Origin of the sequence: Chlamydia crocodili (assembly GCF_018343815.1) — a bacterium.
Classification (GTDB): domain Bacteria; phylum Chlamydiota; class Chlamydiia; order Chlamydiales; family Chlamydiaceae; genus Chlamydia; species Chlamydia crocodili.
Genome location: NZ_CP060791.1, coordinates 95,905 through 118,624 on the forward strand (window position 1 = coordinate 95,905; position 22,720 = coordinate 118,624).

Below are 22,720 nucleotides of genomic sequence, written 5' to 3' on the forward strand. Positions count from 1 at the left end.
TAGGAGGCAAGCCACTTGAAAAAGGTTATACTCTCAAATCCTCTAAGCTATAGCTGTGGAAATATGTCAGTTAATTCTCCTATGACACTGATTCCCCTAAATTAGATTTAAGAATTCTATGGAAAAAATTTCCGGAAAATTAGAAAGCGTACTTTTTGAAGATCAGGATTCAAAAGAAACCGCTGCGCACATGAGAATACCCTACAAGGGCACAATCATCGTTATCAAAGGTCAGTTTCCTGATTCTTTTCTACAAATCGGTATGCAGCTACACCTGTATGGAAAATGGTCAGAAAATTCAAATTTAGGAAAATATTTCCAAGTATACAGTTGCGATTCTTCGGAAATGGGCGATAACCGTGGAATAGTCAATTATCTTACATCTAAGCTTGTCAAAGGTATCGGGCCGAAAATCACTGAGAAGATTATCGAAAAATTTCAAAATGAGACTGCTGATATTCTTGATAATCAACCGGAAAGATTAATTGAAATTCCAGGAATTAGCCAAGCCCGCTGTGATAGTTTATGCACACAACTCAGCGAACAAAAAGATCTGAGAACTACTCTTCTTTTCCTACAACAATACAATATCGCTATCCACTATGGCGTAAGAATTTATAAAAAATATAAAGAGCACTCCATAGAGAAAATCTGTGAAGATCCCTTCCTACTCGCTAGAGAAATGGAGGGTATTGGATTTAAAACAGCTGATCTGATCGCCACACGCTTAGGAGTACCCCTAAACTCACAAAGTAGATTATTTGCAGGAATACAGCATGCTCTAGAAGAACTTCAAGAAGATGGCCATACTTGTTATCCCCTACAGGGGCTTGCTCAAGCTGTAGAGAAACTCCTAAATCAGGACATTCCTGAAAAAATTATACAAACTGAAGAGATCATCTCTCAGGTATATAGCATGCGCGAGAAAAATCTTTTGCATATTCAAGAGTTAGAAACCATACCACACGTCTGGGTAAAGCATATTTACTTAGCAGAAAAGACTGTAGTTTCTGATTTAAAACGGATCTTATTTTCCTCTAGGAAAATTCGTTCTATAGATGGAAATAAGGCCATTCAATGGGTTGAGGACAATCTAAGCCTTCACTTAGAGCAAAATCAAAGGGAAGCAGTCCGTGCATGTTTTTCAGAAAAGATTCACATCATTACCGGAGGACCGGGAACAGGAAAAAGTACCATTACAAAGGCTATTCTGAAGATATTTGAGCAGGTTACCTATAAAATCATTCTAGCAGCTCCTACAGGAAAGGCAGCTAAACGCATGACAGAAATTACCGGAAAGCACTCGGTGACTATTCATGCTCTACTACAATATGATTTTAAAACACGTTCATTTCGTAAGAATTATGAAAATCCTATAGATTGCGATCTAATCATAGTCGATGAATCAGGAATGATGGATACCTATCTCCTATACCATTTTCTGAAAGCACTTCCTGATCATGTGATTATCATCCTGATCGGAGATGTACATCAGCTACCTAGTATCGGCCCTGGAAATATCTTAAAAGATATTATCAATTCTAAAAAAATCACCGTAACTAAGCTCAATAAGATTTTTCGTCAGGTACATGACTCAAATATCATTATCAATGCTCATAAAGTAAATGAAGGTGAATTCCCTATACTCTATTCTGAATCAGGACGTAAGGATTTCTTATTCTTTCAAAAAGAGGATCCTCAAGAGGCTGTGGATCATATTGTCCACCTAGTCACACAGTTTATTCCTAAGAAATATCATATTTATTCTAAAGATATTCAGATTCTCTCCCCAATGAAAAAAGGTATTTTAGGAATTCATAATCTCAACAAAGTACTAAAATCTGCTTTAAATCCTAAACAAGCAACTCTCCACGGCAGGTTTCACTCCTATGCTATTGGAGATAAAGTTATGCAAATCCGCAATAACTACAATAAAGAAGTATTCAATGGGGATATTGGCTATATCTCCATGATCAACTTTGAAAATAAGCGTGTTATAGTAAATATGGAAGGAAAGTACGTTGTGTATTCCTTCTCAGAACTTGATGATCTTGTTTTAGCCTATGCCACTTCGGTACATAAATATCAGGGAAGTGAAAGTCCCTGTGTTGTACTTCCTATACATACATCTCATTTCATGATGCTCTATAGGAATCTTCTCTACACAGCAATTACAAGGGGAAAACAGCTTGTCATTCTAGTGGGAACAAAAAAAGCAATAGCTATAGCCACAAGAAATGATAAGGTACAACATCGCTGTACAGGACTTGTGCAAGCCCTTGAGAAACTTACGCAACCCGCACAAGAAACTTTCTCATCTTCATGAGACAAACAAGAAACTAGTCTACAATTGTAAATAACAACTGCGGTGTTGTTAAAAAGAAAACCTCGTCTGAGAACTCCAAAAACTCAGCATCCCAAAGGCTTGCCACACGATCTTTATTCTGGTTTTCAAGATCTAGAGATTTTGGAGAAAGCATTTTCCATATCTCCCAAGCTGTCCCCGGAAGAATAGGATATGCAATCAACGCCAATAATTTCTGACAATAACATGCACAAAAAAGTATAGTCTCTACACGATGCGATATTCCTTCTTTAAGAAGCTTCCAAGGTGCCTGATCGTTAAAGTATACATTTCCTAACGCTGCCAACTCCATAATTGCTGAGCAGGCCTTACGCAAGCTATACTTACTATAATATGCCCGAGCTTCCTGAACAATTCTTTGTGCTTCATCCAGAAACTGTCTATCTTTGTCTTCTAACATATCTGCAGAATATGCTAGTTCTCTAAATCCATTTTTCTCTGCAAAAGCAAGTACACGATTAATAAAATTCCCAAACTTACCGACAAGCTCTGAATTACATCGTGTCTTAAAATCTATGAAAGTAAATTCACTATCAGAAGTTTCTGGAGCTGTGGCAGCTAACACATAACGTAATTTATCAAGAGAATACGTATCCAAGAAGGCATCCATATCTACATAATTCCCTTCGGATTTACTGAATTGATAACCCTCGAGAAGATAAAACTCTGAAGATATTAAAGCATCAACCTTCTTATAAGGGACATTTTGACCTAATTCCATAGCTGGAAATATCGCTGAATGAAAAGGAATATTGTCCTTACCTATAAATTGTACGTAATCTGTAGATTCTTCTAACCAAAAGTCTTTCCATGCATCAGGGTTATTCGCAGATACTGCCCAATCCATAGTTGCACTGACATAACCAATAGGAGCGTCAAACCACACATAAAATACCTTATTTGGGAAATCAGGAACGGGAATCCCCCAAGATAAATCTCTAGTAATGGCACGTGGACGTAAATTCTTAATATAATCTACAACAAACTTACGAATATGCTCAGGTAAATATACCTTTTCTACAAACGCTAATAAAGGCTCAACCATACGTTCTAAATGAAAATACGCATGCTCAGTCTCTTTAAGAACTAGTTGAGATCCTGATAATTTAGATCGTGGATTAATTAGATCAGTAGCTTCGTAGTCAGCTCCACATTTTTGACATTCATCACCACGCGCACTATCAAATCTACATTTTGGACACGTACCCTCTACATAACGATCAGCAAGAAAACGCTTTTCATCTTCAGAATATAGCTGAAGCGAAATGTTGTTTTCTACCAAGCCCTTCGATTTTAGCTGTAGGTAAAAGTCTTCCACAAGAGCTTTGTGAAAAGGATTCGTTGTACGTGAGAAGAAATCTAGGGAAATCCCTAATTTATTGAAAGTATCCTTATGTATCTTATGATACATATTCACATACTCTTGATATTCTAAACCTGCGCGTTCGGCATTTAATGTGATTGCGATTCCATATTCATCAGAACCACAAATATAAAGAACATCATCTCCTAATAATCTTCGAAATCTCGCGTAGACATCCGCAGGTAAATAGGCTCCAGCTATATGTCCAAAATGTAGAGGTCCGTTCGCATAAGGCAATGCCGAAGTAATTAAAACGCGCGCGGGCATTATTTCACATCACTCCATGTGTAAGCCGAAGGATCTTTTCTTCTTCCTGATGAGGTCCCTTCTCTTCTTCTCTCAGCAACTGGAGCAGTAGTGCTTTCCACATCTTCTTCTGTAAAATCTGCCTGCACACCATCCCTTTCTAGTAGAACCAATGCCTCAATGGCTGCATTAGAAGAACGTACGTCGCCTTTTGTTATTCTAATTTTTGCCTGCTTAATTGCGTAATTAACTAAACTAAACGGGCTTTCAAACAATTGGTTTAACTTTTCATTTGTTAAACGATCTTTATTGCTCATAATACGTTCCTATGTTCTTCTGCTATAAAAATACTCTTCAAAATCTCGTAAGATTTTTCCAAATCATCATTGATAATGACGTATTCAAATTGGTCCGATGCAGCTTGTTCAACGAGACTATGCTGCAATCGTTCTTGTCTTTGAGAATCTTTCTCTGATCCTCTATGTTTTAAACGCCTCTCTAGTTCTTCTTGAGAAGGCGCGGAAATAAAAATAGTGACTGTAGGGATCTTATTTTTTAAAGATAAAGCGCCCTCTACATCAATCACTGCAACCGCATGTTTCCCCGATTTCCAAATCTCATCAATTTCTAAACGACTTGTTCCGTAGTACTCTCCAAAAAGCGAAACCCACTCTAAAAAATCATTACTATCCAATCGTTGTTTAAACTCTTCTTGGGAAACAAACCAGTAATCTACACCAGAAACTTCTTCAGGACGAGGAGATCGTGTTGTTAAGGATAAGGTTTTTTGAAAAGATTCAGGGAATTCCCGTGCTAACATACGCACTAGTGTAGTTTTCCCGGCTCCTGCAGGAGCGCTAACAGTAAATAGTTTCGGTGCACACGAAGGTTGATCAGGTGAAAAAGGAACACGAACTTTATCTTTCATAAAATACTAGAATACCTGCCTTATGGGAGCAAAACTCTTTCTATGACAATCACAAGGGCCAAAAGCCTTCAATGCAGCTAAATGCGCGGCAGTTCCATAACCTTTATGCTTATCAAAGCCATAATTAGGATAGTGTTGATGAAGTTCTCGCATTAAGTCATCTCTATATTCTTTAGCTATTATCGATGCCGCAGCTATAGATGCGGATTTTGAATCTCCTTTAATAATCTTCTTACAAGGAATTTTATGGGGTAAATATAGGCCATCTATTAGAAGAAAATCAGGATAAATTGACAGATTTGCTATTGCTTTTGCCATAGCTTCCTTGGTTGCTTCAAGAATATTGATCTCATCTATTCTTTCTACAGATACAACTCCAATTCCATAATATACATCTGAATCATTCAATAGAATATCGCGAATTTTAGCTCTTTCCTTGGGAGTTAACTTTTTACTATCATTCACCCCAGGAAATACCTTACCTCGAGGAAGTATGCAGGCTCCTGCAACTACAGGCCCTGCTAGAGGGCCTCTTCCGACCTCATCTACTCCAGCTATGATAGAGAAACCCTCATCAAAAACTTCTTCTTCAAAGATAGTTTTTGATAGAAATAATTGTTCTTCATCAATAGCTAGTGTCTTCATAGATCGGTATATCTTAGGTAGAATTCAGAAATCAGCTAAATTCAATAGTAACCAACTATTTCTTAGCAGCTCTAGGACCAATATATTCTTTAACTTTAGCAGCCTTACCAGTCTTACCTTTCAAGTAGTATAGACGCGCTCGAGAAACTTTACCGCGTTTTACTACTTCAATACTTACGATCTTAGGACTATGAAGTAAAAAACTCTTTTCCATACCTTCACCGTAAGCCACGCGGTGCAAAGCAACAGTTTCTCCGGCTCCTCCGCCTCTACGGGCCATCACTGTTCCTTGGAATACCTGTGTACGTTCTTTACCACCGTCTACAATTTTTGTAGCCACACGAATTGTATCACCCACACGAAAATCTGTAAGAGCTTCCGTTCGAAGTTGTTCGTCTTGCAATTCTTTAATTAAGTTCCCCATATACTTCACCTAAATTCTCTATTTCTATTTTGCCTTTTTGTAAGAGATCATCCATTGATGTCCGTCAAAATCACGTACTACTCTCACCGCTCCACGATCATCAGCTTGTTCTAGAGTCCCTCCAAGCATCTTCCATCGTCCTAAAAAATTAAAAAAATCGTCCTCACAATCCAATCGAAGCGACAAAATGGCTGTATTTTTATTTTCTAACCCTACTTCTTGCAAATGTAGAACCATTTGCGTCTTTCCCGGGATTTGTAGTTTATCATTGCCAGGTTGATTTAATCTAAACATCTTAGAATAAAATTTGCGAGATCGCTGTACATCTTCCACCTTTAAAACTACAGCACTCTCCCCTTCTAATGTACACCGTTTTGGATCTTCTTCCTGTGGGAAAATTTCCTTGTTCTCTCGATCATAAAGATAGCGCACATATAAATCAGGGCGCCTTTCTCGGGTTCTATCTAAACTTACTTTCTTTCTCCATCGAGCAATTGCTTGATGGTCTCCTTGAAGAAGCACTTGGGGAACCTCTTTACCTTCAAATACTCGAGGACGTGTATATTGAGGTCCCTCTAATAATCCATTTTCTAGAGAATCTTTTTCCGCACTTTCCTGGTTTCCCAAAACTCCGGGGATAAACCGAGATAAAGCATCGATTACGACTAAAGCAGCAATTCCACCATTAGTTAAAACATAATCTCCGATACTTATCTCTTCATCCACTTCACTTTCTAAAGCTCTTTCGTCAATTCCTTCATAGTGCCCACATAAGAATATCAAATGAGAACACTTCGCCAATTCTCGGCTCTTTTGTGCTGTTAAAAGCATTCCTTGAGGAGAAAGATGTATTACCCTGGTATCACTTCTTTTAATATGTCGTATTGCCTGTACTACAGGCTCTGCCATAAGAAGCATTCCATCATTATTAAATGGAGCGTCATCTACTTGCTTCCACTTTCCTAATCCAAAATCTCGTATATCTCTGGATTGAATTTTTAACAGCCCGTTCTTAATAGCCCTGCCCAAAATACTGGAACGTAAGGGGCTATCAAAATAGTCTGGGAATAAAGAAAGTATCTCGATCTCCATCCCAACCCTAAAAACTATTTCGCAACAGCTTTTACAGCTTCAGCTCTTTTTGAAGCACGACGTTGACGATAAGCGCGACGTTTCTGACATATAGCAGCTTTACGAGCAGTTTGTTTAGCCATCAATTCGCTATAAACTCCAGGAGCGCCTTGTCTAATCAAAACAGCAGCTTTTTCTGTAAGTTCAGCACCTTGACTCAACCAATGGAAAATTCTATCACTTTTCAATTGATAGTTAACAGCACTATGAGGATCGTACCAACCTAATAATTCTATGTATCTACCATCACGAGGAGACTCAACATCAGCAAGTACTAATCTATAGACTACGTGATTTCTTCGCCCTTGTTGTCGTAAACGAATTTTTAACGCCACAGGTTTCCTCCAGACATTTTCTTTTTCATTTGTTCTATTCTCTCTTTACTCATATTTTTGAAAAACTTTTTAGATTGTGCCATACGCTTACGGAACTGGTTTACATCACCTAAAGTCAATCCGCAGCCAGCAGCTATTCTTTTCATGCGACTCATGTCTAGATCAACTCCCTCTTTTCTTTCTTGGGGAGTCATAGAAAGGATAATCGCTTCTGTTTTTTTCATATGCTCTTCAGAATCCGCTATATCTTTATCGCTAGGTTTAGCACCGCCAAAACTCGGCATCATCCCCATAAGCTTTCTAAGTGGACCCATACGTCGAAACGCCTTTATCTGTTTATAATAATCTTCATAAGTGAAGGTCGATTCTATTAATTTTTTCCCAAGCTCTTCGTCCTCTTCTTCAGAAATACATTCACGCATTTTTTGGACAAAATGCACGGTGTCTCCCATACCTAAAATGCGATCCGCCATAGATTCAGCATTAAAAAGTCGAAGATCTTGTATTTTCTCACCACAGCCTTCAAATTTTATTGGTTTTCCCAATAAACTTTTCATCGACAATACAGCTCCGGCTCTAGCATCTCCATCTGTCATGGAGATAATTACTCCTGTGAGATCTAAATAATCATCAAACGCTTTGGCTGTGGTAACAGCGTCCTGTCCCATAGCCAAGTTCATAACAAATAGCCGTTCACATGATTTAGAGATTTTTTGTATGGAAACCAATTCTTCCATCAACACTTCATCCACATGCAATCGGCCTGCTGTATCAATCAAAATAAGATCATGACCATGCTGTTTTGCATAGTCTAAAGCCTGAGAAACTACTTTCACAGGATCCTGACCTTCGCTATTATACAGTTCGGCTTGGGTTTTTGAAATCAAGTTTCTTAATTGATCTATTGCTGCAAAGCGTTTTAAATCGCAGGGAACAACTAATACCTTCTTTGCCTTGCGTTCCTCTAGAACATAGGCAGCGAGTTTAGCACATGTCGTAGTTTTTCCCGTTCCTTGTAAGCCACAAAGTAAAATAACCCCAGGATTCCCTGAAGTAACTAAGTCGGCCTTGCCTCCAAGCAATTCTGTCAATTCTTCATGCAAATATCGTATAAACTGCTGTCCGGGAGAAACATGTTTCCATACTTCCTCTCCGAGAATTTTTTCCTTTACCTTAGCAATAAAACTTTTGACGACATGGTAATTCACATCGGCGTCTAGTAGGGCTAAGCGGACTTCCCGGATCGCTTCAGAGATATTTTCTTCAGTAATTCTACGAGAGGAAACCAGCGAAGAAAAAATTGAGGATAGTTTTTGCGATAAAGAACTGATCATCTACTCAGCAAAAATCAAGAATAATCTCATGAGGATACAGTATCGCTTGCATGATTTTCAAGAAAAAAAAACCTATCGCATCCCGAGAGATCTTGATGTATACTTCCTGAGATACCTTGATTTGCAAAAATTCTTTTTACAGCATTCCCTTGCTTATAGCCAATTTCCAGCCAACCGACGCCTCTAGGGGACAAAATACTATTCAGCTCATTAGCAATTCGTTCATAAAATTCTAATCCAGAATTGCCTCCAGCTAAAGCTTTCCACGGCTCATGACAACGAACCTCGGGATCCGTACGTAAGATCTCATCGAAAGAAAGATAGGGAGGATTACAAACAAAAGCATCTCCAGGGCAAGAATACGGAGAAAATAAGTCCCCATTAAAGATTTCAATATTTAAATTATTTTTAAATGCATTTGTCTTAGCTACAGTGACTGCTTTTGGGCAAATATCTGAAAGAATAACTTTAATATTGGGGCAATATTTTTTTATAGATAATCCCAAACAACCACTTCCACAACAAACATCATAAAATGTTTGAATATGAGGATGTTTGCTTAAATATTTTATAATCAGTTCGGCCAATAATTCTGTTTCCATTCTAGGGATAAGGACACGAGAATCCACTTCCAAATTCAGACCCAAAAAATTCACACTACCATGAATATATGCTGTTGGATAACGTCTGGATCTTTTTTGAATGCGACTCCAATAAATTGGGATAAGATCCTCATCTAATAGAATAGTGGCTAATTGTGTCCTGGAACTAATTCCAAGAAAGTCCATTAAAATATCTGCAGCCTCTCTATCAGGAAAAGCTACACCCCGATACTTTAAATATGCAGCAGCCTCTTTAAGAAGTCTCTTCGTTTCCATTATGTTGCAAGAGCTGATGATAAGCATGACTAACTAAAGCAGAAGTGATAGCATCTAAATCCCCTTCCATAACTCTATCTAAGTTATAAAGAGTAAGACCTATCCTATGATCAGTCACGCGATTTTGTGAAAAATTATACGTACGTATTCTTTCCGAACGATCTCCACTACCCACTTGAGCTGAGCGCATAGCGGAAGCTTCTTTATGGCGTCGCTGCATTTCTGCATCCCGTATTCTTGCCTTTAAAATACGCATAGCCTTGGCTTTATTCTTATGTTGACTACGCTCGTCTTGACAAGTAACAACAACACCTGTGGGTATATGAGTGATTCGAACTGCAGAATCAGTAACGTTTACGTGCTGACCCCCTGCCCCAGAAGCCCTAAAGGTATCTATTTTTAAATCTTTCTCATCAATAAAGACTTCGTCATCGTCTTCTGCAGGCTCTGGCAATACAGCAACAGTAATTGCAGAAGTATGCACACGACCTTGCGTTTCAGTCTCAGGAACTCTTTGCACGCGATGTGTTCCAGCTTCATACTGTAGTAAACGTTTTACTCCTGTTCCCGATATACCCATTACATATTCTTTATACCCGCCAATATCAGACTCAGAAGAAGAAAGGACTTCATATTTCCAATCTTTTGAAGATGCATACAGATGATACATCCGGACACAGTCTCCGACGAAAAGAGCTGCCTCGTCTCCACCAGTACCCGCACGCAATTCCATAATAACATTTAAATCATCATCTGGATCTGGTGGGACTAATAGATTCTCTAAAACTTTATACAGTTTATCAATTTCAACTTTTCCTGATTGAATACCCTCTTCTAACATAGCGATCATTTCAGGATCTTTTTCTTGAACTAATGCTTCTCTATCATCATTGAGAACTTTTTCCTGTCCTAAAACCTTATCATATACGTTCTTTAATTCAGAAAGACGCGCATGCTCCTTACTCAAGCTACTATACTCTTTAGGATTTTCAAAAATTTCTGGGTTAGAGATTTTAACTTCCACTTCCTCTAGACGCTTCAAATACTCTAAAATCTTTTTTTCCATGAATTACTTCTCAATCAAGAGTTCCTGACATACTTCTCGAATTGAATACCGAGGAGCTTTTAAGTTAACTTTTCAAATTCTTTACCCATTGAAGTTTTACAAGTTTCCTTCTTCAATATCGCAATTATTGAAAATTAGAGAACAAGTTAACGCTCTGTAGGGCATAGAGAACATTATTAACACAAGAAGATTTTCAATCACCTTGTGGTCAACATCATGAGTCAATGTTTTATCATATCCTGTCAATATGAGTCACTGCAAACGAAAAAAACATTCCAACAACTATTGGAAGACAAAAATATATACTAAAGGGATATAAATATTTCCGAATGAAACATTAAATAAAAAAACACGTTTCAATATCTCCTAGATCAAAGAGAATGATAACGTGTTTATACAAAAAGATTAGAATTTAATAGAAAAGACTATTTCTTTTTCTTTATGGAAGTTTTTTTCTTAGCTTTAGCAACAGGCTGTTCTTCTACAGAAGCTTGAGCAGGTTGCGCAGGTTTTGCATTGCTGTAACGTTTCAAGAACTTATCTACCCGGCCTTCGGCATCCACTAATCTCTTACTTCCTGTGAAGAAAGGATGTGAAGAGGAGGACACACTGACGTAGCATACAGGATACTCTTGTCCTTCATAAACTTCCGTCTTATCGCTCTGATATGTAGATCCGCAAACAAATTTATATCCTGTAGAAGAATCTACAAATAAAACTTTGTTATATTCGGGATGAGTGTTCTTTTTCATATTGACAACTCCAAAATCACCATCTTATGGTATGTGGGAAATAACATCATGAAATACTAAAGGAAAAGTGTACAGAAATACCTTATGAAAAAGCAAGAAAAAATACGCTTATCACCTCTGTTTCAGAGACTTTTTATTTTAGCAATTTTCCTCTATCCGTTTTCTGCCTTCACTGAAACTCCCCTCTCTTTAAAACAAAATATTTTTCGTGCGCGAACTGGGGACTACGCTGTTTTCAGCAAGGGAGTTCAAAAGTTTTTTTTATTTGTAAAATCTGTGTCTTCCAACATTGTATGGATAGAAATGACAGAATTCCCACACTTATCTCAGCAAGATCGAACCTTGGTACAAAATACACCATGGAAAAACTTAATTAACAATTTACATTCCCCCAGAAGAGTTTTTTTAATATCTCTATCAAAAAAAGATACTCATATCTTTTGTTTGAATCCAAAAACTCAGCAACTACGGCGCTTGCAATCAGAAGATCTTCCTATTTTCTCTACACTCTTACAACTTTCTTTAAATGAAGCACCTGATCATTTAATAAAAAGACAGGGTAAAAACCGCGATCCGTGGTCACCTAGAATTACTATAGAGGGAAATCATTCTCTTAAAATGCCTGCTCAAGCTTGGTGCGCGAGTTGGCCTAAAGATTCATCCGTTTTATCAGGAAAAAATGTACTCATGTATTTCACAGCTTGTGAAATCTCTGTTTTCCCCTTATGGACTAGCATAGAAACCCCAAAAGGGACAGTTGTTTTAAGAACTATTGATGTGGGTCACGAAGCTATATCTCCCTACTCTTATACTCTTCCCGAGATTAAAGAATAAACCGGATGGGCAAACCTATTTCAAAGTGGTTTCTAGACATTTTTATAGATTAAGTCTTAAAAAATACGAAATTTTTAAACTTATCTAGAAAATATTTTTGATTGAAAAATCTGATACAGTAAAATAGCGGTCAAGGCTTTTGTTAAATGCCCATATTTTAATTTTTAATGTTACAATTAAAATATGCAGCAAAACTTTTGTCTATTTCAGGTGCGCTAAATATAGCCACTATTTCGATTAGGGGAACGCCCTTTTCGAACCCTCATTTAAATGAGGACTCTCAAACTCAGAAAGAAATTAAGGGTTTCACTAGGCATCTTCATGAGACATCGGTATTCCTTAAATAAAAGTCGTCAAATACTGCACTCGACTTATAAGTTACTTAAAAGCAAAAAACTTTCTCAACATCCCGACTCTCAAAAAGAATTACAAATATTACTAGAACAACTCGAAGAAGCTATCTTTCAACAAGATCAAGAAACAGCTAGTCAACTTGCAGAGCAGGCTCAGAGATTCAGTAAATGCTATCCCGCTTCTTTTGCAAAGAAATCTTGGGAGCTTACTAAAGCTATTCTTTTTGCCGCTGTAGTTGCTTTTCTTATTCGTCAATTTTGGTTTGAGCTTTATGAAGTTCCTACTGGGTCTATGCGCCCAACGATTTTAGAACAAGATCGGATGATTGTTTCCAAAACAACTTTCGGTCTACACTTCCCTTTTGAGAAAAAACCATGGGGATTACGTCCTGAAGCCATTACTCGTGGTGGACTTATAGTTTTCACTGTTGGCGATCTTCCCATTCCAAATTCTGATACAAAGTACTTTGGATTCATTCCCGGGAAAAAACGTTATATTAAGCGTTGTATGGGGAAACCCGGTGATATTCTCTATTTTTACGGAGGAAAAATTTACGGTCTTGATAAAGATGGGGCGGTTATTCATTTCCCTAATGATTTTGGTCTTGAGAATCTCTATCACGTCCCCTACATATCTTTCGACGGCTCTACAGAAATTATAAATAATGAAAAAACTATAGCATTATTTAAACAAATGAACCAACCTTGTGGTAAGATTTCATTACCTCAGGAAGGCCCTTACGGCAAATTTTTTCACAATGGTTCTTGGCATAATGATATCCCTAACGCGTTGAAAACTCCCCACACATCTCCTGTTAGTTATTCCGATCTTTTTGGCATGGGCAACTATGCTATGGTACGTATTCTTACTCATAAACAAGCCAGTCTATGTCATACTATTCCAAATCCAATAGCTCAAACCTATTTAGAAATTTGTCACACTCCAAACGTTTCTTACCCTACGCCCCATCTTCAACACTATAACAACCAAATAATTCCTACTATACAACCTATGAAGACGCTTCTTCCCCTAAGGCAAGAGCATATTCATCTTATTAGGAATAATCTTAATACATCACGATTTGTTATTTCCGATGGCGTTGCTTACAAGTACCAACCATTTGCGAGAGGATCAGAGGATACGGCAAAACTCTTTGCCCTACCTTTTCCAGGAGTGGATAACGGTTGTTACGAATATTCTAAGGGAGAAGCTTATAAAATAGGTTTTGGGGGTATGCGTTATAAGCTAAAACCAACGCACGCATTAATGCAACTAAATGATAGTCAGGTAATTGATCTATTTAACTGCGGTATTAATTTTAGCTCTTTCTTTATTCCAAAAAATCCCAAATACAACCCTTTGCCAAGTCGTTATGCATTTTATAACCAAGGGAATCTCTATGTTATGGATTCTCCTATCTTCATTAAAAATGATCCCGCCTTACAAAAGTTCATAGAATCTGAAAAAACAAAGCAAGAAGCATCTTCAGAAGATCGCCCTTATATAGGTTTTATTGATAGAGGCCCTCCTCCACAAGATCTAGAACAATTCTCAAGATTCATTCATAATTTTGGAATACAAATTCCTGAAGGTCATGTTCTAGTTTTAGGAGATAATTATCCTATGAGTGCTGATAGCCGTGAATTTGGCTTTGTTCCTATAGAAAATCTTTTAGGATCACCCTTATGGATTTTCTGGCCTTTGGGACATTTTGGACATTTAAAAAATGTTCCCGCTCCAACCACATTACCTGGATATTTAGTTAATAGCCTAGCTTTAGGATTCTTCGTTTATATCTTTGGATATATGTATTACCAAAGACATCGCCGTCTATTTCCAAAAAATGACAAGAAGAAATAAAGAAGACTCTCTATTTTGTAGAGAATCTTCTTTGAAGAAATTTCAGAACCTTAGTTTACTTTGGGAGCTAATGTAAGAGCAATACATGTAGGATGTCCATTAATATCCCACTCTTCTCCCTCAACAGTATCTTTAAATTCGAATCCAATAGTCAACGTCTCTTCGCAAATGTAATCTTCATAATGAAGAAATGCCTTTTTAACGTCTTCTGACGTATTTATTTGCAGAAGAATACGATCAGAAACATGCAACTTATGATTGCGACGCATTGTATTAATTTTATTTACTAATTCTCTAGAAATTGCCTCAATGATCAAATCTTCAGTTAACTGACAATCAAGAACCACAGTAAATAACGAAGAACTTCGAGCAACATATCCTGGATCTGTTTCCCAAGAAATTAATACATCATCTATACCCAAAGTAATTTCTTCCAAACCCAAATCAAGAAGAATAAATTGTTGTTTTAGCAACTGTTGTATTTGCCCTTGAGAAAGAGAGCTCAGCGCTCTTTGCACGTCCTTTATCTTCTCACCAACCTTCCTACCTAGAGAACGAAAATTAGGTTTCACAGTCGTTTTTACAAAGCTTGGCGTCTCTTTATAAAATACGATATTTTTTACATTGAGTTCTTCTGCGATGAGTTGCTCAAAAGAAGTCAACTCATCTAAACGATCTTTAGGACCTACTATATAAAAATTCGCTAAGGGTTGACGTACTTTTAACTTATGTTCCTTACGTAGAGAATGCCCTAGACCTACAATCTCTCGAGCATCGCTCATGCGTTGTTCCAAATCTGGAAATACTTTAGCAAGATCTATATGAGGGAAATCACAAAGATGTACAGACTCTTGAGAATGTTCAGTTTTGATCTGTTGGTAAATATCTTCAGATATAAATGGGATAAAAGGAGCGATTACTCTACAGAAAACAGTAAGCACTTCATAAAGTGTAGCAAAAGCTGCTCTTCTATCTGGAGTATCTTCAGATTCCCAAAAACGTCTACGACAACGACGAATATACCAATTTGTTAGATCGTCAATAAAAGTAACAAAAGGATTTACAGCAGTATTTAAATTATAAGAGCTCATACTCTCACGAACTTTACCAACAACAGTATAGAGATTAGAAAGAATCCATCTATCGATCTCGGTATAGGTTATCTCTTCCTTATCGTAATTATTAGCATCGAAACCATACAGATCTGTATAAGTTTTGAAAAAAGATAACACATTTGTTAAAGGTAGGAGAATTTGTTTAAGAATAGATTCAACACCCTTATCTGAAAACCGCAAATCCTCAGCCTTAACAACAACGCTGTCTAACAAATACAATCTTAGAGCATCAGCTCCGTAGGTATTCATAATTCCCATAGGACTAGGATAGTTATTTAGCCTTTTAGACATCTTATTTCCATCTTCAGCTAAAACAATACCGTTAACTATCGCATTTTTAAATGCTGGTTGATCAAATAAGGCAGAAGAAATCACAGTGAGAGTATAAAACCATCCTCGCGTCTGATCTAAACCTTCTGCTATAAAATCTGCAGGAAACCCAGCTTCAGTCTCCTTCTGATTTTCAAAAGGATAATGATTTTGCGCATAAGGCATAGCGCCTGAATCAAACCAACAGTCAAATACATAAGGAACTCTTTGAAAAGTCTTCCCATCTTTTTCAACTTTTAATTGGTCAATAAAATGACAATGCAAATCAGAAATCTTCTCCCCAGTAAGCTCTTCAAGCTCTTTTACAGAGCCTATAACTAAGATTTCCCCGTCTTTACTTTTCCAAATAGGAATAGGAGTTCCCCAATAACGATTCCTACTAATTGCCCAATCTCTAGCACCGTCTAACCACTTACCGAAACGCCCTTCTTTGATATGTTCAGGCACCCAATGTATCTTCTGATTAGCTCGCAACATCTTATCCTTGATCTTCTCAACAGAAACAAACCAAGAGTTCACTGTTTTGTAAATTAATGGGGTATCTGTTCTCCAACAGAAAGGATAACGGTGCATTATAGTCCCGTGATAAAAAACCTTTCCTAGATTTTTTAAAGATCTAATAATTCCCTTATCACAATTCTTAATGTATTGGCCCTGATACTCAGGAATTTCTTCCGTAAAGCATCCGTGATTATCCACAGGACACACTATAGGTACATGGTGTTCTTTACATACAAAGAAGTCCGCTTCACCAAATGCAGGAGCCATGTGTACAACCCCTGTACCTTCACTCTCTTCTACAAATGAGCCAGAAAGAATTTTGTAAGCTCCTTCTGCACGTTTATGTTCAAAAAAGCTAAAGGGTGGTTCATAGCTTTTCCCTACTAAAGCTGTCCCTAAAAAACTTTCTAAAATTTCATATGAATCCGGGTCTGAAAACCATCGGGATAAACACCCTTGGCCTAAGATCCATTCCTCTTTGGAAACCTTATCCGCAACACGTACATAAGTAATTTCAGGACCCACCGCAGCTGCCATATTAGATACTAATGTCCATGGTGTTGTTGTCCATACTAATAAAGATGCAGGATCTCCTTGCAAAGCAAACTTGATAACTACAGAAGGATCATCTACTTCTTTATAATTTTGACCTGCTTCAAAGTTAGATAAAGGTGTACCTAATTTCGTAGAGAAAGGAACCACCTTCACACCTTCATAAACTAGGCCCTGATCATAAAGAGAACGAAATACCCACCAGACACTTTCCATAAATGAAGCATCCATTGTCTTCCACGTAGCAGAAAAGTCTACCCAACGTCCCAAGCGATTTACATAGTGTTCCCACTCATCGACGTAACGAAAAACAATCTTCCGACATTCCTCATTAAACTTGGCAATCCCAAAGTCTTCAATAGCCCCGGGAGTAGTAAGATCTAAAGATTTTTCTACCTCATATTCTACAGGAACACCGTGACAGTCCCATCCAAAACGCCTAGGAACATAATATCCATCCATAGTAGCAAAACGTCCGACAACATCCTTAATTGTCCCTGCAAGGAGGTGACCATAATGGGGTAGACCCGTAGCAAACGGCGGGCCATCATAAAAAGAATACAGAGTTTTGCCTTCTCTGTTTTTTAAGGATTTTTGAAAAATATGATTTGTTTTCCAAAAATCCAATATTTTCTCTTCTCTGTTAGCAAGACTTTCCTTGCTCCCTTCGCCTTCCGTATTCATGCTTTAGCCGTTAAGTACGTATAGATGTAAAATCACTCTCAAAATAAAGATTTTTCTGGTTTTCGTCCACATTACCCTAGAATTTGAGAAAAATTCTCCTTCTCTTGACAACATTTAAAATAGAGAGATACTTGAGTTGCACAAAAGCGAAGAAAAATTTAAAATATACTCTGGGGGTGTATAGGTTTCGACTTGGAAATGAAGTGTTAATTGCATGCGGAGGGCGTTGGCTGGCCTCCTAAAAAGCCGACAAAACAATAAATGCCGAACCTAAGGCTGAATGCGAAATTATCAGTTTCTCTGACCTCATTGAGGAAAGACTAGCTGCTTAATTAGCAAAAGTTGTTATTTAGATAACCTCTAGATAACCCGGTGCTCATAGACTCCACCAGAGGTTTGTGAAGTACCGTCATCTATCTGGTTGGAATTTACCTTCTCTAATTCTCAAGAAGGTTTTTTCGAGATTATTGAGAGTCGTTGGTTTCCATAGATGTTCTTAGCTGAGGAAATTCAATGTAATACTACTAGGGACTAAGCATGTAGAGGTTAGCAGGGAGTTTACTAAGGACGAGAGTTCGAGTCTCTCCACCTCCATATTTTTAATTTTTCTCAAGCCACACTCCAACTTTAACCCATTCTTTATCGAATCAGTAAATAATTTCTTGAAATGTACAAGGATTTCAATCAGAATTTGTCCGGAAACTTATTTTTGCATTATAGTTTTTCTCTAAATCCCACAATAGCAAGCTTGAGCAAAGCATGAGAATTACACAAGACACAGTTTTAATAATAAATCACCAGCACACATCAACTGGGCAACTAGATCATTATTTTGAACAAAATAAGCAACATGTTGTTCAGAATCCGTTGTATCGTTCATGTTTTGAATCTTTCCTGAGCTATTTACCAATTTTTAGTACTCTAACAGGAGTACGTGCGTTATTAGGAATTTCCGATATTGAAACTGCTTTGCTTCTTCCAACAGGAGGTTATAGTAAAGTATGTACTATTTCCCCTTGTCTCGAAATCAATGAAGCGTTACCCACGATTCGCAAGGATGCCTGGTTAGAAATTTTTGGAATCAAAGGTCTTCTAACTATTTGTCAAGTAGTTCTGAAAGTTCTTCGAGTGATAATCAATTACTTTAAAAGAGTCTGCGGTGATATCACACCAACATCTGCCGATATTGATCCCAAGAAACAACCCATGTTCCCTCCAAAATCTGCTCAAGAAGAAATCTATGATTTCCTAGGCTAAACCACTAAACTATAAAATAGTTGCAGCAGCAGCAGCAAGTTCGGAACGTTCCGTACGTGTCATGAACATATGACCATAAAGAGATAAATGGTGAAATTTACCTACTAAATAGGTAAGTCCATTGGAATTTTCATCAAAGTATGGGCTATCGATTTGTGTAGGATCACCTGTAAGAACAATTTTCGTGCCTTTCCCTGCACGAGAAATGATGGTTTTAATCTCGTGAGGTGTAAGGTTCTGCGCTTCATCGATAATCATAAACACTTTTGGTAAGGACCTTCCACGAATATATGTCAGAGCTTCCATCTCTAATTTTTTAGCTTCCATTAAAGATTGTAAGACCTCTGAAAAATCTCCCATACCACTAATATTAAAAAGGAATTCCATGTTATCGTAGATAGGCTGCATCCAGTGTAAAAGCTTTTCTTCCTTAACTCCAGGAAGGAATCCAATATCTTTTCCCATCGGAATGATAGGACGACTCACTAGTAACTTATTATAATTCCCTTTATCAAATACCTGATGCATAGCCGCAGCTAAAGCTAAAACAGTTTTCCCTGATCCTGCTTGTCCCATAAGGGTAACTAATTTTATATCATCGCGCAAAAGAAGATCTAAAGCACACTTTTGTTCAGTATTTAAAGGTTTTATTCCCCAAATCTTATCTGGAAGAGATTTTAAAGAAACAATTCTTCCTTCACCTTCATGATAACGGCCGAGAGCAAAATAATTTTCTCCTGCTGAAATAAAAAAATATTCATTAGGCGATGGATCTATATCTAAATCTAAAGGAATGTCTAAATATCCATTTGTATAAAAGCTCTCCACATCAGATGTAGGTACAATTAATTCACGATAACCACGGTATAAAGATCTAAAAGAAAATCTTTTATTTTCATAATCCCGAGCTTCTATCCCCAAGGCTTCAGCTCGAACTCTACGTCCTAGACTCTTTGTTACAAAAATCATCGGCTCTCGTTGCGCTATCACTTGAAGTAGCTCTAACGTGAGTAGTTTTCGACGTTTCTCATCATTAGCTAAGTTAGCAATGGAAGATACTTCTATACGTAATTCACTACCATTAGGAAGAGATATCCCCTCGGAGTGATTGCCGGAACGTTCGAGTAACAAACGGATATTACTCAAAGCTCGTGAAGCATTTTTTGCTGATTCGTCACGATCTTTAGCAAATGCTTCCAACTCCTCAATTACAGTAAAAGGAATGATAATTCGTGTATCCTCAAAAGATGATAGGGCCTCAGGATCATAAATAAACACACTCGTATCAATGACCATTGTTTTCTTCATTCAGCTAACTCCTAATGAAACAGGGCTCCAACCCTAATCAAGACATTTTATATTTGCCAATATTCTTCCTAATAAAATGACGAAAATACTTAAAACAAATACTGAGAAAATCTGTGCTTGTATTGACAAAATTTTATTAGAAACTTCTTGACCCTTTTATATAATTCTAAGTAAAAAAAACTCTATTCTTATTCTTCTAAAAAGGAAAACTGCTTAACATCTTCAAGAAGTTAGGTTAAATTTAGCAATCGACGATATCAACTGCTAATTCGATTGTCAAAAAAACAGCGCTCCCCTACAATGACGTTAAGCAATAACAGTAGAGTTACCACTGGAGATGGCCATGAAAGTGAAAATTAATGACCAATTGATTTGCATTCCTCCCTATATTTCTGCACGATGGAATCAAATAGCCTTTATTGAATCGCAAGAAGGAGAAGTTAAAGGGCAGGCCACCCTCAAACTACATTTAATTGACGGGAAGATCATCTCTATCCCTAATTTAGATCAATCAATTATTGATATTGCTTTCCAAGAGCACCTCCTCCATCTAGAAACTTCTCAAATAATTCGAGACGAATCCGGTCGTGAAGATGATAAGCTAGGTATGCTCATGAATGTACTTCAGCAACTATCTAAAGATACAGACGTACAAATGTTTTCACATAAAGGTCTAATGTCTCCGCTATTTTCTGGAACTAGTCCCATGGAAATGATCCTACAACACACTCCGGAACATAAGGACCATCCCGATGCACCTGCGGATATCTTAGAAAAAATGGTTATGGTGATTCGCACTCTGGCGGGAAATAATCCAAATCTTCTCCCTAAAGCAGAGCCTCATTGCAATTGTATGCATTGCCAAATTGGTAGAGTAATTAGTGAAGAAGAAGACGCCACTGTTTCGGAAGAAGATTTATCTTTCCGTACATGGGACATTAGCCCGAGTGGAAATAAATTGTATCTTGTTACCGATCCGTTAAACCCGAGTGAGCAGTTTAGTGTATATCTAGGGACGCCTATTGGTTGTACGTGCGGTAAGTTAAATTGTGAACATGTAAAAGCAGTTCTCTATACTTAACTCTTAGTCGAGTTACTCGATTGGTAAGATAATTGACTTTTTCACTGCAGTCGATATAATTCTTTTTTCTAGGGGTCGCTTCCCCTAGAGGACTAGGTCACATCCTTGTATCGATTTCTAATGTGAACACATTGTAGGAGTAAAGCATGCGAACGCTATCGATTTCTATGCTTTTGTTTACCATCGGGTCAGGAATAAGTTCAGTAAGTTTACATGCTGCTCCTTCCGTATCAAAGACACCTGTTGCGCAAATGGACAAGTCTTCTTTTTCTCCATTTACAGGAGAAATTAAAGGAAATCGTGTGCGGTTGCGTCTAGCTCCGCATGTAGACAGCTCTATTATCAAAGAACTCTCCAAAGGCGATTATATTGCCGTTATTGGTGAGAACAAAGACTATTATATCGTTGCTGCTCCTGAAGGACTCAAAGGCTATGTATTCCGCACGTTTGTTTTGGACAACATAATTGAAGGTGAACAAGTAAATGTAAGGTTAGAACCTTCGACGTCAGCCCCCGTACTTGTACGTTTATCCCGAGGCACGGAAATTCAAGCGACATCGAGTCAGCCACAAGGAAAATGGTTAGAGATTGCTCTACCCAGTCAATGTGCTTTCTATGTTGCTAAAAATTTTGTTTCTCAAAAAGGTTCTATAGATCTTTATAAACATAGAGAAGGCCAAAAAAAAATCGCTTTAGATTTACTAGATTCTGCCGTGAAATTCGCTCAAGATGAGTTGAAAAAAACTTTGGATTCCATCGACTTAGAAGCAATTTATAAAAAAGTCAATCTTGTACAATCTGAAGAATTCAATGACGTCCCTGGTTTGCAGCCGTTAATACAAAAAGCCTTAGAGGAGATTCAGGATTCTTATCTTTCAAAATCCCTAGCAAATCAAGATAAGGCAATCGGAAAACAACAAGCATCCAGTTCTTCCGATACTTTCTATAGTACGGAAAAACCTGTAACTACCGGATCTTTATTATCGCGACATATCCGTAAGCAAACAGTAATTAAGACCTCTCCAAAAACTCAAGGAAGAGAAAGTCTTGAATATTCCTTATTTAAAATTTGGGCAAGCATGCAGCCGCAAGAAAATGCTAAAAAGCTTACTCAAGATGCTTTCTATGAAGAAGAGAAAAAGAAAAAACAAACTTTTGTTGGAGAGCTTGAAGTTTATCCCCATGTTGTAAAAAACAATCCAGGCGATTATTTGCTTAAAGACAAGGAAAATACTATAGCTTTTGTCTATGCAACAAAAATAGACTTAGAAAAATGGTTAGGAAAGAGAGTTTCTGTAGAATGCTTACCTCGTCCAAATAACCATTTTGCTTTTCCAGCTTATTATATAATCAATATTAAAGAAGTTATTTCTTAGA

19 protein-coding genes and 1 other RNA gene are annotated in these 22,720 nt (G+C 37.5%); 7 read left to right on the plus strand and 13 right to left on the minus strand.

Translation table 11 applies throughout. From position 1 onward, the window contains the following. Window positions 1-118: 118 nt before the first annotated feature. The gene (gene recD2, locus H9Q19_RS00440; protein ID WP_213241161.1) at window positions 119-2,326 is read left to right on the plus strand and encodes an SF1B family DNA helicase RecD2; all 2,208 of its coding nucleotides are present in this window, start codon (window positions 119-121) and stop codon (window positions 2,324-2,326) included. Window positions 2,327-2,339: 13 nt separating this feature from the next. Here the strand turns inward: recD2 and metG are convergent, their stop codons facing one another. From metG to H9Q19_RS00495, 11 genes are all read right to left on the minus strand, one after another. Then, the gene (gene metG / locus H9Q19_RS00445) at window positions 2,340-3,995 is read right to left on the minus strand and encodes a methionine--tRNA ligase (RefSeq protein ID WP_213241163.1); all 1,656 of its coding nucleotides are present in this window, start codon (window positions 3,993-3,995) and stop codon (window positions 2,340-2,342) included. Next, window positions 3,995-4,291, minus strand: a complete 297-nt coding sequence (locus H9Q19_RS00450) for a hypothetical protein (RefSeq protein WP_213241165.1) — start codon at window positions 4,289-4,291, stop codon at window positions 3,995-3,997. The genes metG and H9Q19_RS00450 overlap by 1 nt, the downstream gene beginning before the upstream one ends. Beyond that, window positions 4,288-4,902, minus strand: a complete 615-nt coding sequence (gmk, locus tag H9Q19_RS00455; RefSeq protein ID WP_213241167.1) for a guanylate kinase — start codon at window positions 4,900-4,902, stop codon at window positions 4,288-4,290. Before gmk ends, H9Q19_RS00450 begins: the two co-directional genes overlap by 4 nt. 6 nt (window positions 4,903-4,908) lie before the next feature. Continuing rightward, a complete protein-coding gene (locus H9Q19_RS00460) occupies window positions 4,909-5,547 on the minus strand; it encodes a ribonuclease HII (RefSeq protein WP_213241169.1) in 639 nt (212 codons plus the stop codon). 55 nt (window positions 5,548-5,602) lie between these two features. After that, window positions 5,603-5,971 carry a 50S ribosomal protein L19 gene (gene rplS, locus H9Q19_RS00465; RefSeq protein WP_117274420.1) on the minus strand — a complete coding sequence of 123 codons (369 nt, stop codon included), beginning with the start codon at window positions 5,969-5,971 and terminating at the stop codon, window positions 5,603-5,605. 24 nt (window positions 5,972-5,995) lie between these two features. Continuing rightward, a complete protein-coding gene (gene trmD, locus H9Q19_RS00470) occupies window positions 5,996-7,063 on the minus strand; it encodes a tRNA (guanosine(37)-N1)-methyltransferase TrmD (protein WP_213241171.1) in 1,068 nt (355 codons plus the stop codon). A gap of 14 nt (window positions 7,064-7,077) precedes the next feature. Next, complete coding sequence (locus H9Q19_RS00475; protein WP_213241173.1) at window positions 7,078-7,437, minus strand: 30S ribosomal protein S16; 360 nt, start codon at window positions 7,435-7,437, stop codon at window positions 7,078-7,080. Continuing rightward, entirely contained in the window at window positions 7,428-8,771 is a 1,344-nt protein-coding gene (gene ffh, locus H9Q19_RS00480) for a signal recognition particle protein (RefSeq protein ID WP_213241175.1), read from the minus strand. The genes H9Q19_RS00475 and ffh overlap by 10 nt, the downstream gene beginning before the upstream one ends. A gap of 26 nt (window positions 8,772-8,797) precedes the next feature. Then, window positions 8,798-9,649 (minus strand): peptide chain release factor N(5)-glutamine methyltransferase, encoded by an 852-nt coding sequence (gene prmC, locus H9Q19_RS00485; protein WP_213241177.1) that lies wholly within the window; start codon window positions 9,647-9,649, stop codon window positions 8,798-8,800. Next, window positions 9,627-10,715, minus strand: a complete 1,089-nt coding sequence (gene prfA / locus H9Q19_RS00490) for a peptide chain release factor 1 (protein WP_213241179.1) — start codon at window positions 10,713-10,715, stop codon at window positions 9,627-9,629. The genes prmC and prfA overlap by 23 nt, the downstream gene beginning before the upstream one ends. Window positions 10,716-11,140: 425 nt before the next feature. Continuing rightward, entirely contained in the window at window positions 11,141-11,467 is a 327-nt protein-coding gene (locus tag H9Q19_RS00495; RefSeq protein ID WP_213241180.1) for a type B 50S ribosomal protein L31, read from the minus strand. Between the two features lie 84 nt (window positions 11,468-11,551). On the opposite strand from H9Q19_RS00495, the gene H9Q19_RS00500 reads away from it, so the two are divergent. Both H9Q19_RS00500 and lepB read left to right on the plus strand, forming a co-directional pair. Continuing rightward, on the plus strand, window positions 11,552-12,301 hold the full coding sequence (locus tag H9Q19_RS00500; protein WP_213241182.1) for a hypothetical protein: 750 nt from the start codon (window positions 11,552-11,554) through the stop codon (window positions 12,299-12,301). Between the two features lie 321 nt (window positions 12,302-12,622). Next, complete coding sequence (gene lepB, locus H9Q19_RS00505) at window positions 12,623-14,515, plus strand: signal peptidase I (protein WP_213241185.1); 1,893 nt, start codon at window positions 12,623-12,625, stop codon at window positions 14,513-14,515. 50 nt (window positions 14,516-14,565) lie between these two features. Here lepB and ileS read toward each other — a convergent pair whose 3' ends face one another. After that, entirely contained in the window at window positions 14,566-17,697 is a 3,132-nt protein-coding gene (ileS, locus tag H9Q19_RS00510) for an isoleucine--tRNA ligase (RefSeq protein ID WP_213241187.1), read from the minus strand. Window positions 17,698-17,869: 172 nt separating this feature from the next. Here ileS and ssrA point away from each other — a divergent pair. Together ssrA and H9Q19_RS00520 are read left to right on the plus strand one after the other, a co-directional pair. Next, window positions 17,870-18,294, plus strand: a transfer-messenger RNA (tmRNA) gene (ssrA, locus tag H9Q19_RS00515). Window positions 18,295-18,456: 162 nt separating this feature from the next. Then, the gene (locus H9Q19_RS00520; RefSeq protein ID WP_213241189.1) at window positions 18,457-18,954 is read left to right on the plus strand and encodes a hypothetical protein; all 498 of its coding nucleotides are present in this window, start codon (window positions 18,457-18,459) and stop codon (window positions 18,952-18,954) included. Window positions 18,955-18,963: 9 nt separating this feature from the next. Here the strand turns inward: H9Q19_RS00520 and H9Q19_RS00525 are convergent, their stop codons facing one another. After that, complete coding sequence (locus H9Q19_RS00525; RefSeq protein WP_213241191.1) at window positions 18,964-20,262, minus strand: PhoH family protein; 1,299 nt, start codon at window positions 20,260-20,262, stop codon at window positions 18,964-18,966. Between the two features lie 343 nt (window positions 20,263-20,605). On the opposite strand from H9Q19_RS00525, the gene H9Q19_RS00530 reads away from it, so the two are divergent. Continuing rightward, window positions 20,606-21,343, plus strand: a complete 738-nt coding sequence (locus tag H9Q19_RS00530) for a hypothetical protein (RefSeq protein WP_213241193.1) — start codon at window positions 20,606-20,608, stop codon at window positions 21,341-21,343. Window positions 21,344-21,489: 146 nt separating this feature from the next. After that, window positions 21,490-22,719, plus strand: coding sequence for an SH3 domain-containing protein (locus H9Q19_RS00535; protein ID WP_213241195.1), 1,230 nt, complete (start codon window positions 21,490-21,492; stop codon window positions 22,717-22,719). The last annotated feature ends 1 nt before the right edge of the window (window position 22,720 follow it).

Bases quoted from the DNA above. Each gene is read 5' to 3' on its own strand.
- prmC (WP_213241177.1), bottom strand. From the start codon at position 9,649: ATGGAAACGAAGAGACTTCTTAAAGAGGCTGCTGCATATTTAAAGTAT.
- H9Q19_RS00500 (WP_213241182.1), top strand. From the start codon at position 11,552: ATGAAAAAGCAAGAAAAAATACGCTTATCACCTCTGTTTCAGAGACTT.
- H9Q19_RS00535 (WP_213241195.1), top strand. From the start codon at position 21,490: ATGCGAACGCTATCGATTTCTATGCTTTTGTTTACCATCGGGTCAGGA.
- H9Q19_RS00495 (WP_213241180.1), bottom strand. From the start codon at position 11,467: ATGAAAAAGAACACTCATCCCGAATATAACAAAGTTTTATTTGTAGAT.
- lepB (WP_213241185.1), top strand. From the start codon at position 12,623: ATGAGACATCGGTATTCCTTAAATAAAAGTCGTCAAATACTGCACTCG.
- prfA (WP_213241179.1), bottom strand. From the start codon at position 10,715: ATGGAAAAAAAGATTTTAGAGTATTTGAAGCGTCTAGAGGAAGTGGAA.
- H9Q19_RS00525 (WP_213241191.1), bottom strand. From the start codon at position 20,262: ATGAAGAAAACAATGGTCATTGATACGAGTGTGTTTATTTATGATCCT.
- ileS (WP_213241187.1), bottom strand. From the start codon at position 17,697: ATGAATACGGAAGGCGAAGGGAGCAAGGAAAGTCTTGCTAACAGAGAA.
- H9Q19_RS00530 (WP_213241193.1), top strand. From the start codon at position 20,606: ATGAAAGTGAAAATTAATGACCAATTGATTTGCATTCCTCCCTATATT.
- H9Q19_RS00460 (WP_213241169.1), bottom strand. From the start codon at position 5,547: ATGAAGACACTAGCTATTGATGAAGAACAATTATTTCTATCAAAAACT.
- rplS (WP_117274420.1), bottom strand. From the start codon at position 5,971: ATGGGGAACTTAATTAAAGAATTGCAAGACGAACAACTTCGAACGGAA.
- metG (WP_213241163.1), bottom strand. From the start codon at position 3,995: ATGCCCGCGCGCGTTTTAATTACTTCGGCATTGCCTTATGCGAACGGA.
- H9Q19_RS00450 (WP_213241165.1), bottom strand. From the start codon at position 4,291: ATGAGCAATAAAGATCGTTTAACAAATGAAAAGTTAAACCAATTGTTT.
- H9Q19_RS00520 (WP_213241189.1), top strand. From the start codon at position 18,457: ATGAGAATTACACAAGACACAGTTTTAATAATAAATCACCAGCACACA.
- gmk (WP_213241167.1), bottom strand. From the start codon at position 4,902: ATGAAAGATAAAGTTCGTGTTCCTTTTTCACCTGATCAACCTTCGTGT.
- recD2 (WP_213241161.1), top strand. From the start codon at position 119: ATGGAAAAAATTTCCGGAAAATTAGAAAGCGTACTTTTTGAAGATCAG.
- ffh (WP_213241175.1), bottom strand. From the start codon at position 8,771: ATGATCAGTTCTTTATCGCAAAAACTATCCTCAATTTTTTCTTCGCTG.
- trmD (WP_213241171.1), bottom strand. From the start codon at position 7,063: ATGGAGATCGAGATACTTTCTTTATTCCCAGACTATTTTGATAGCCCC.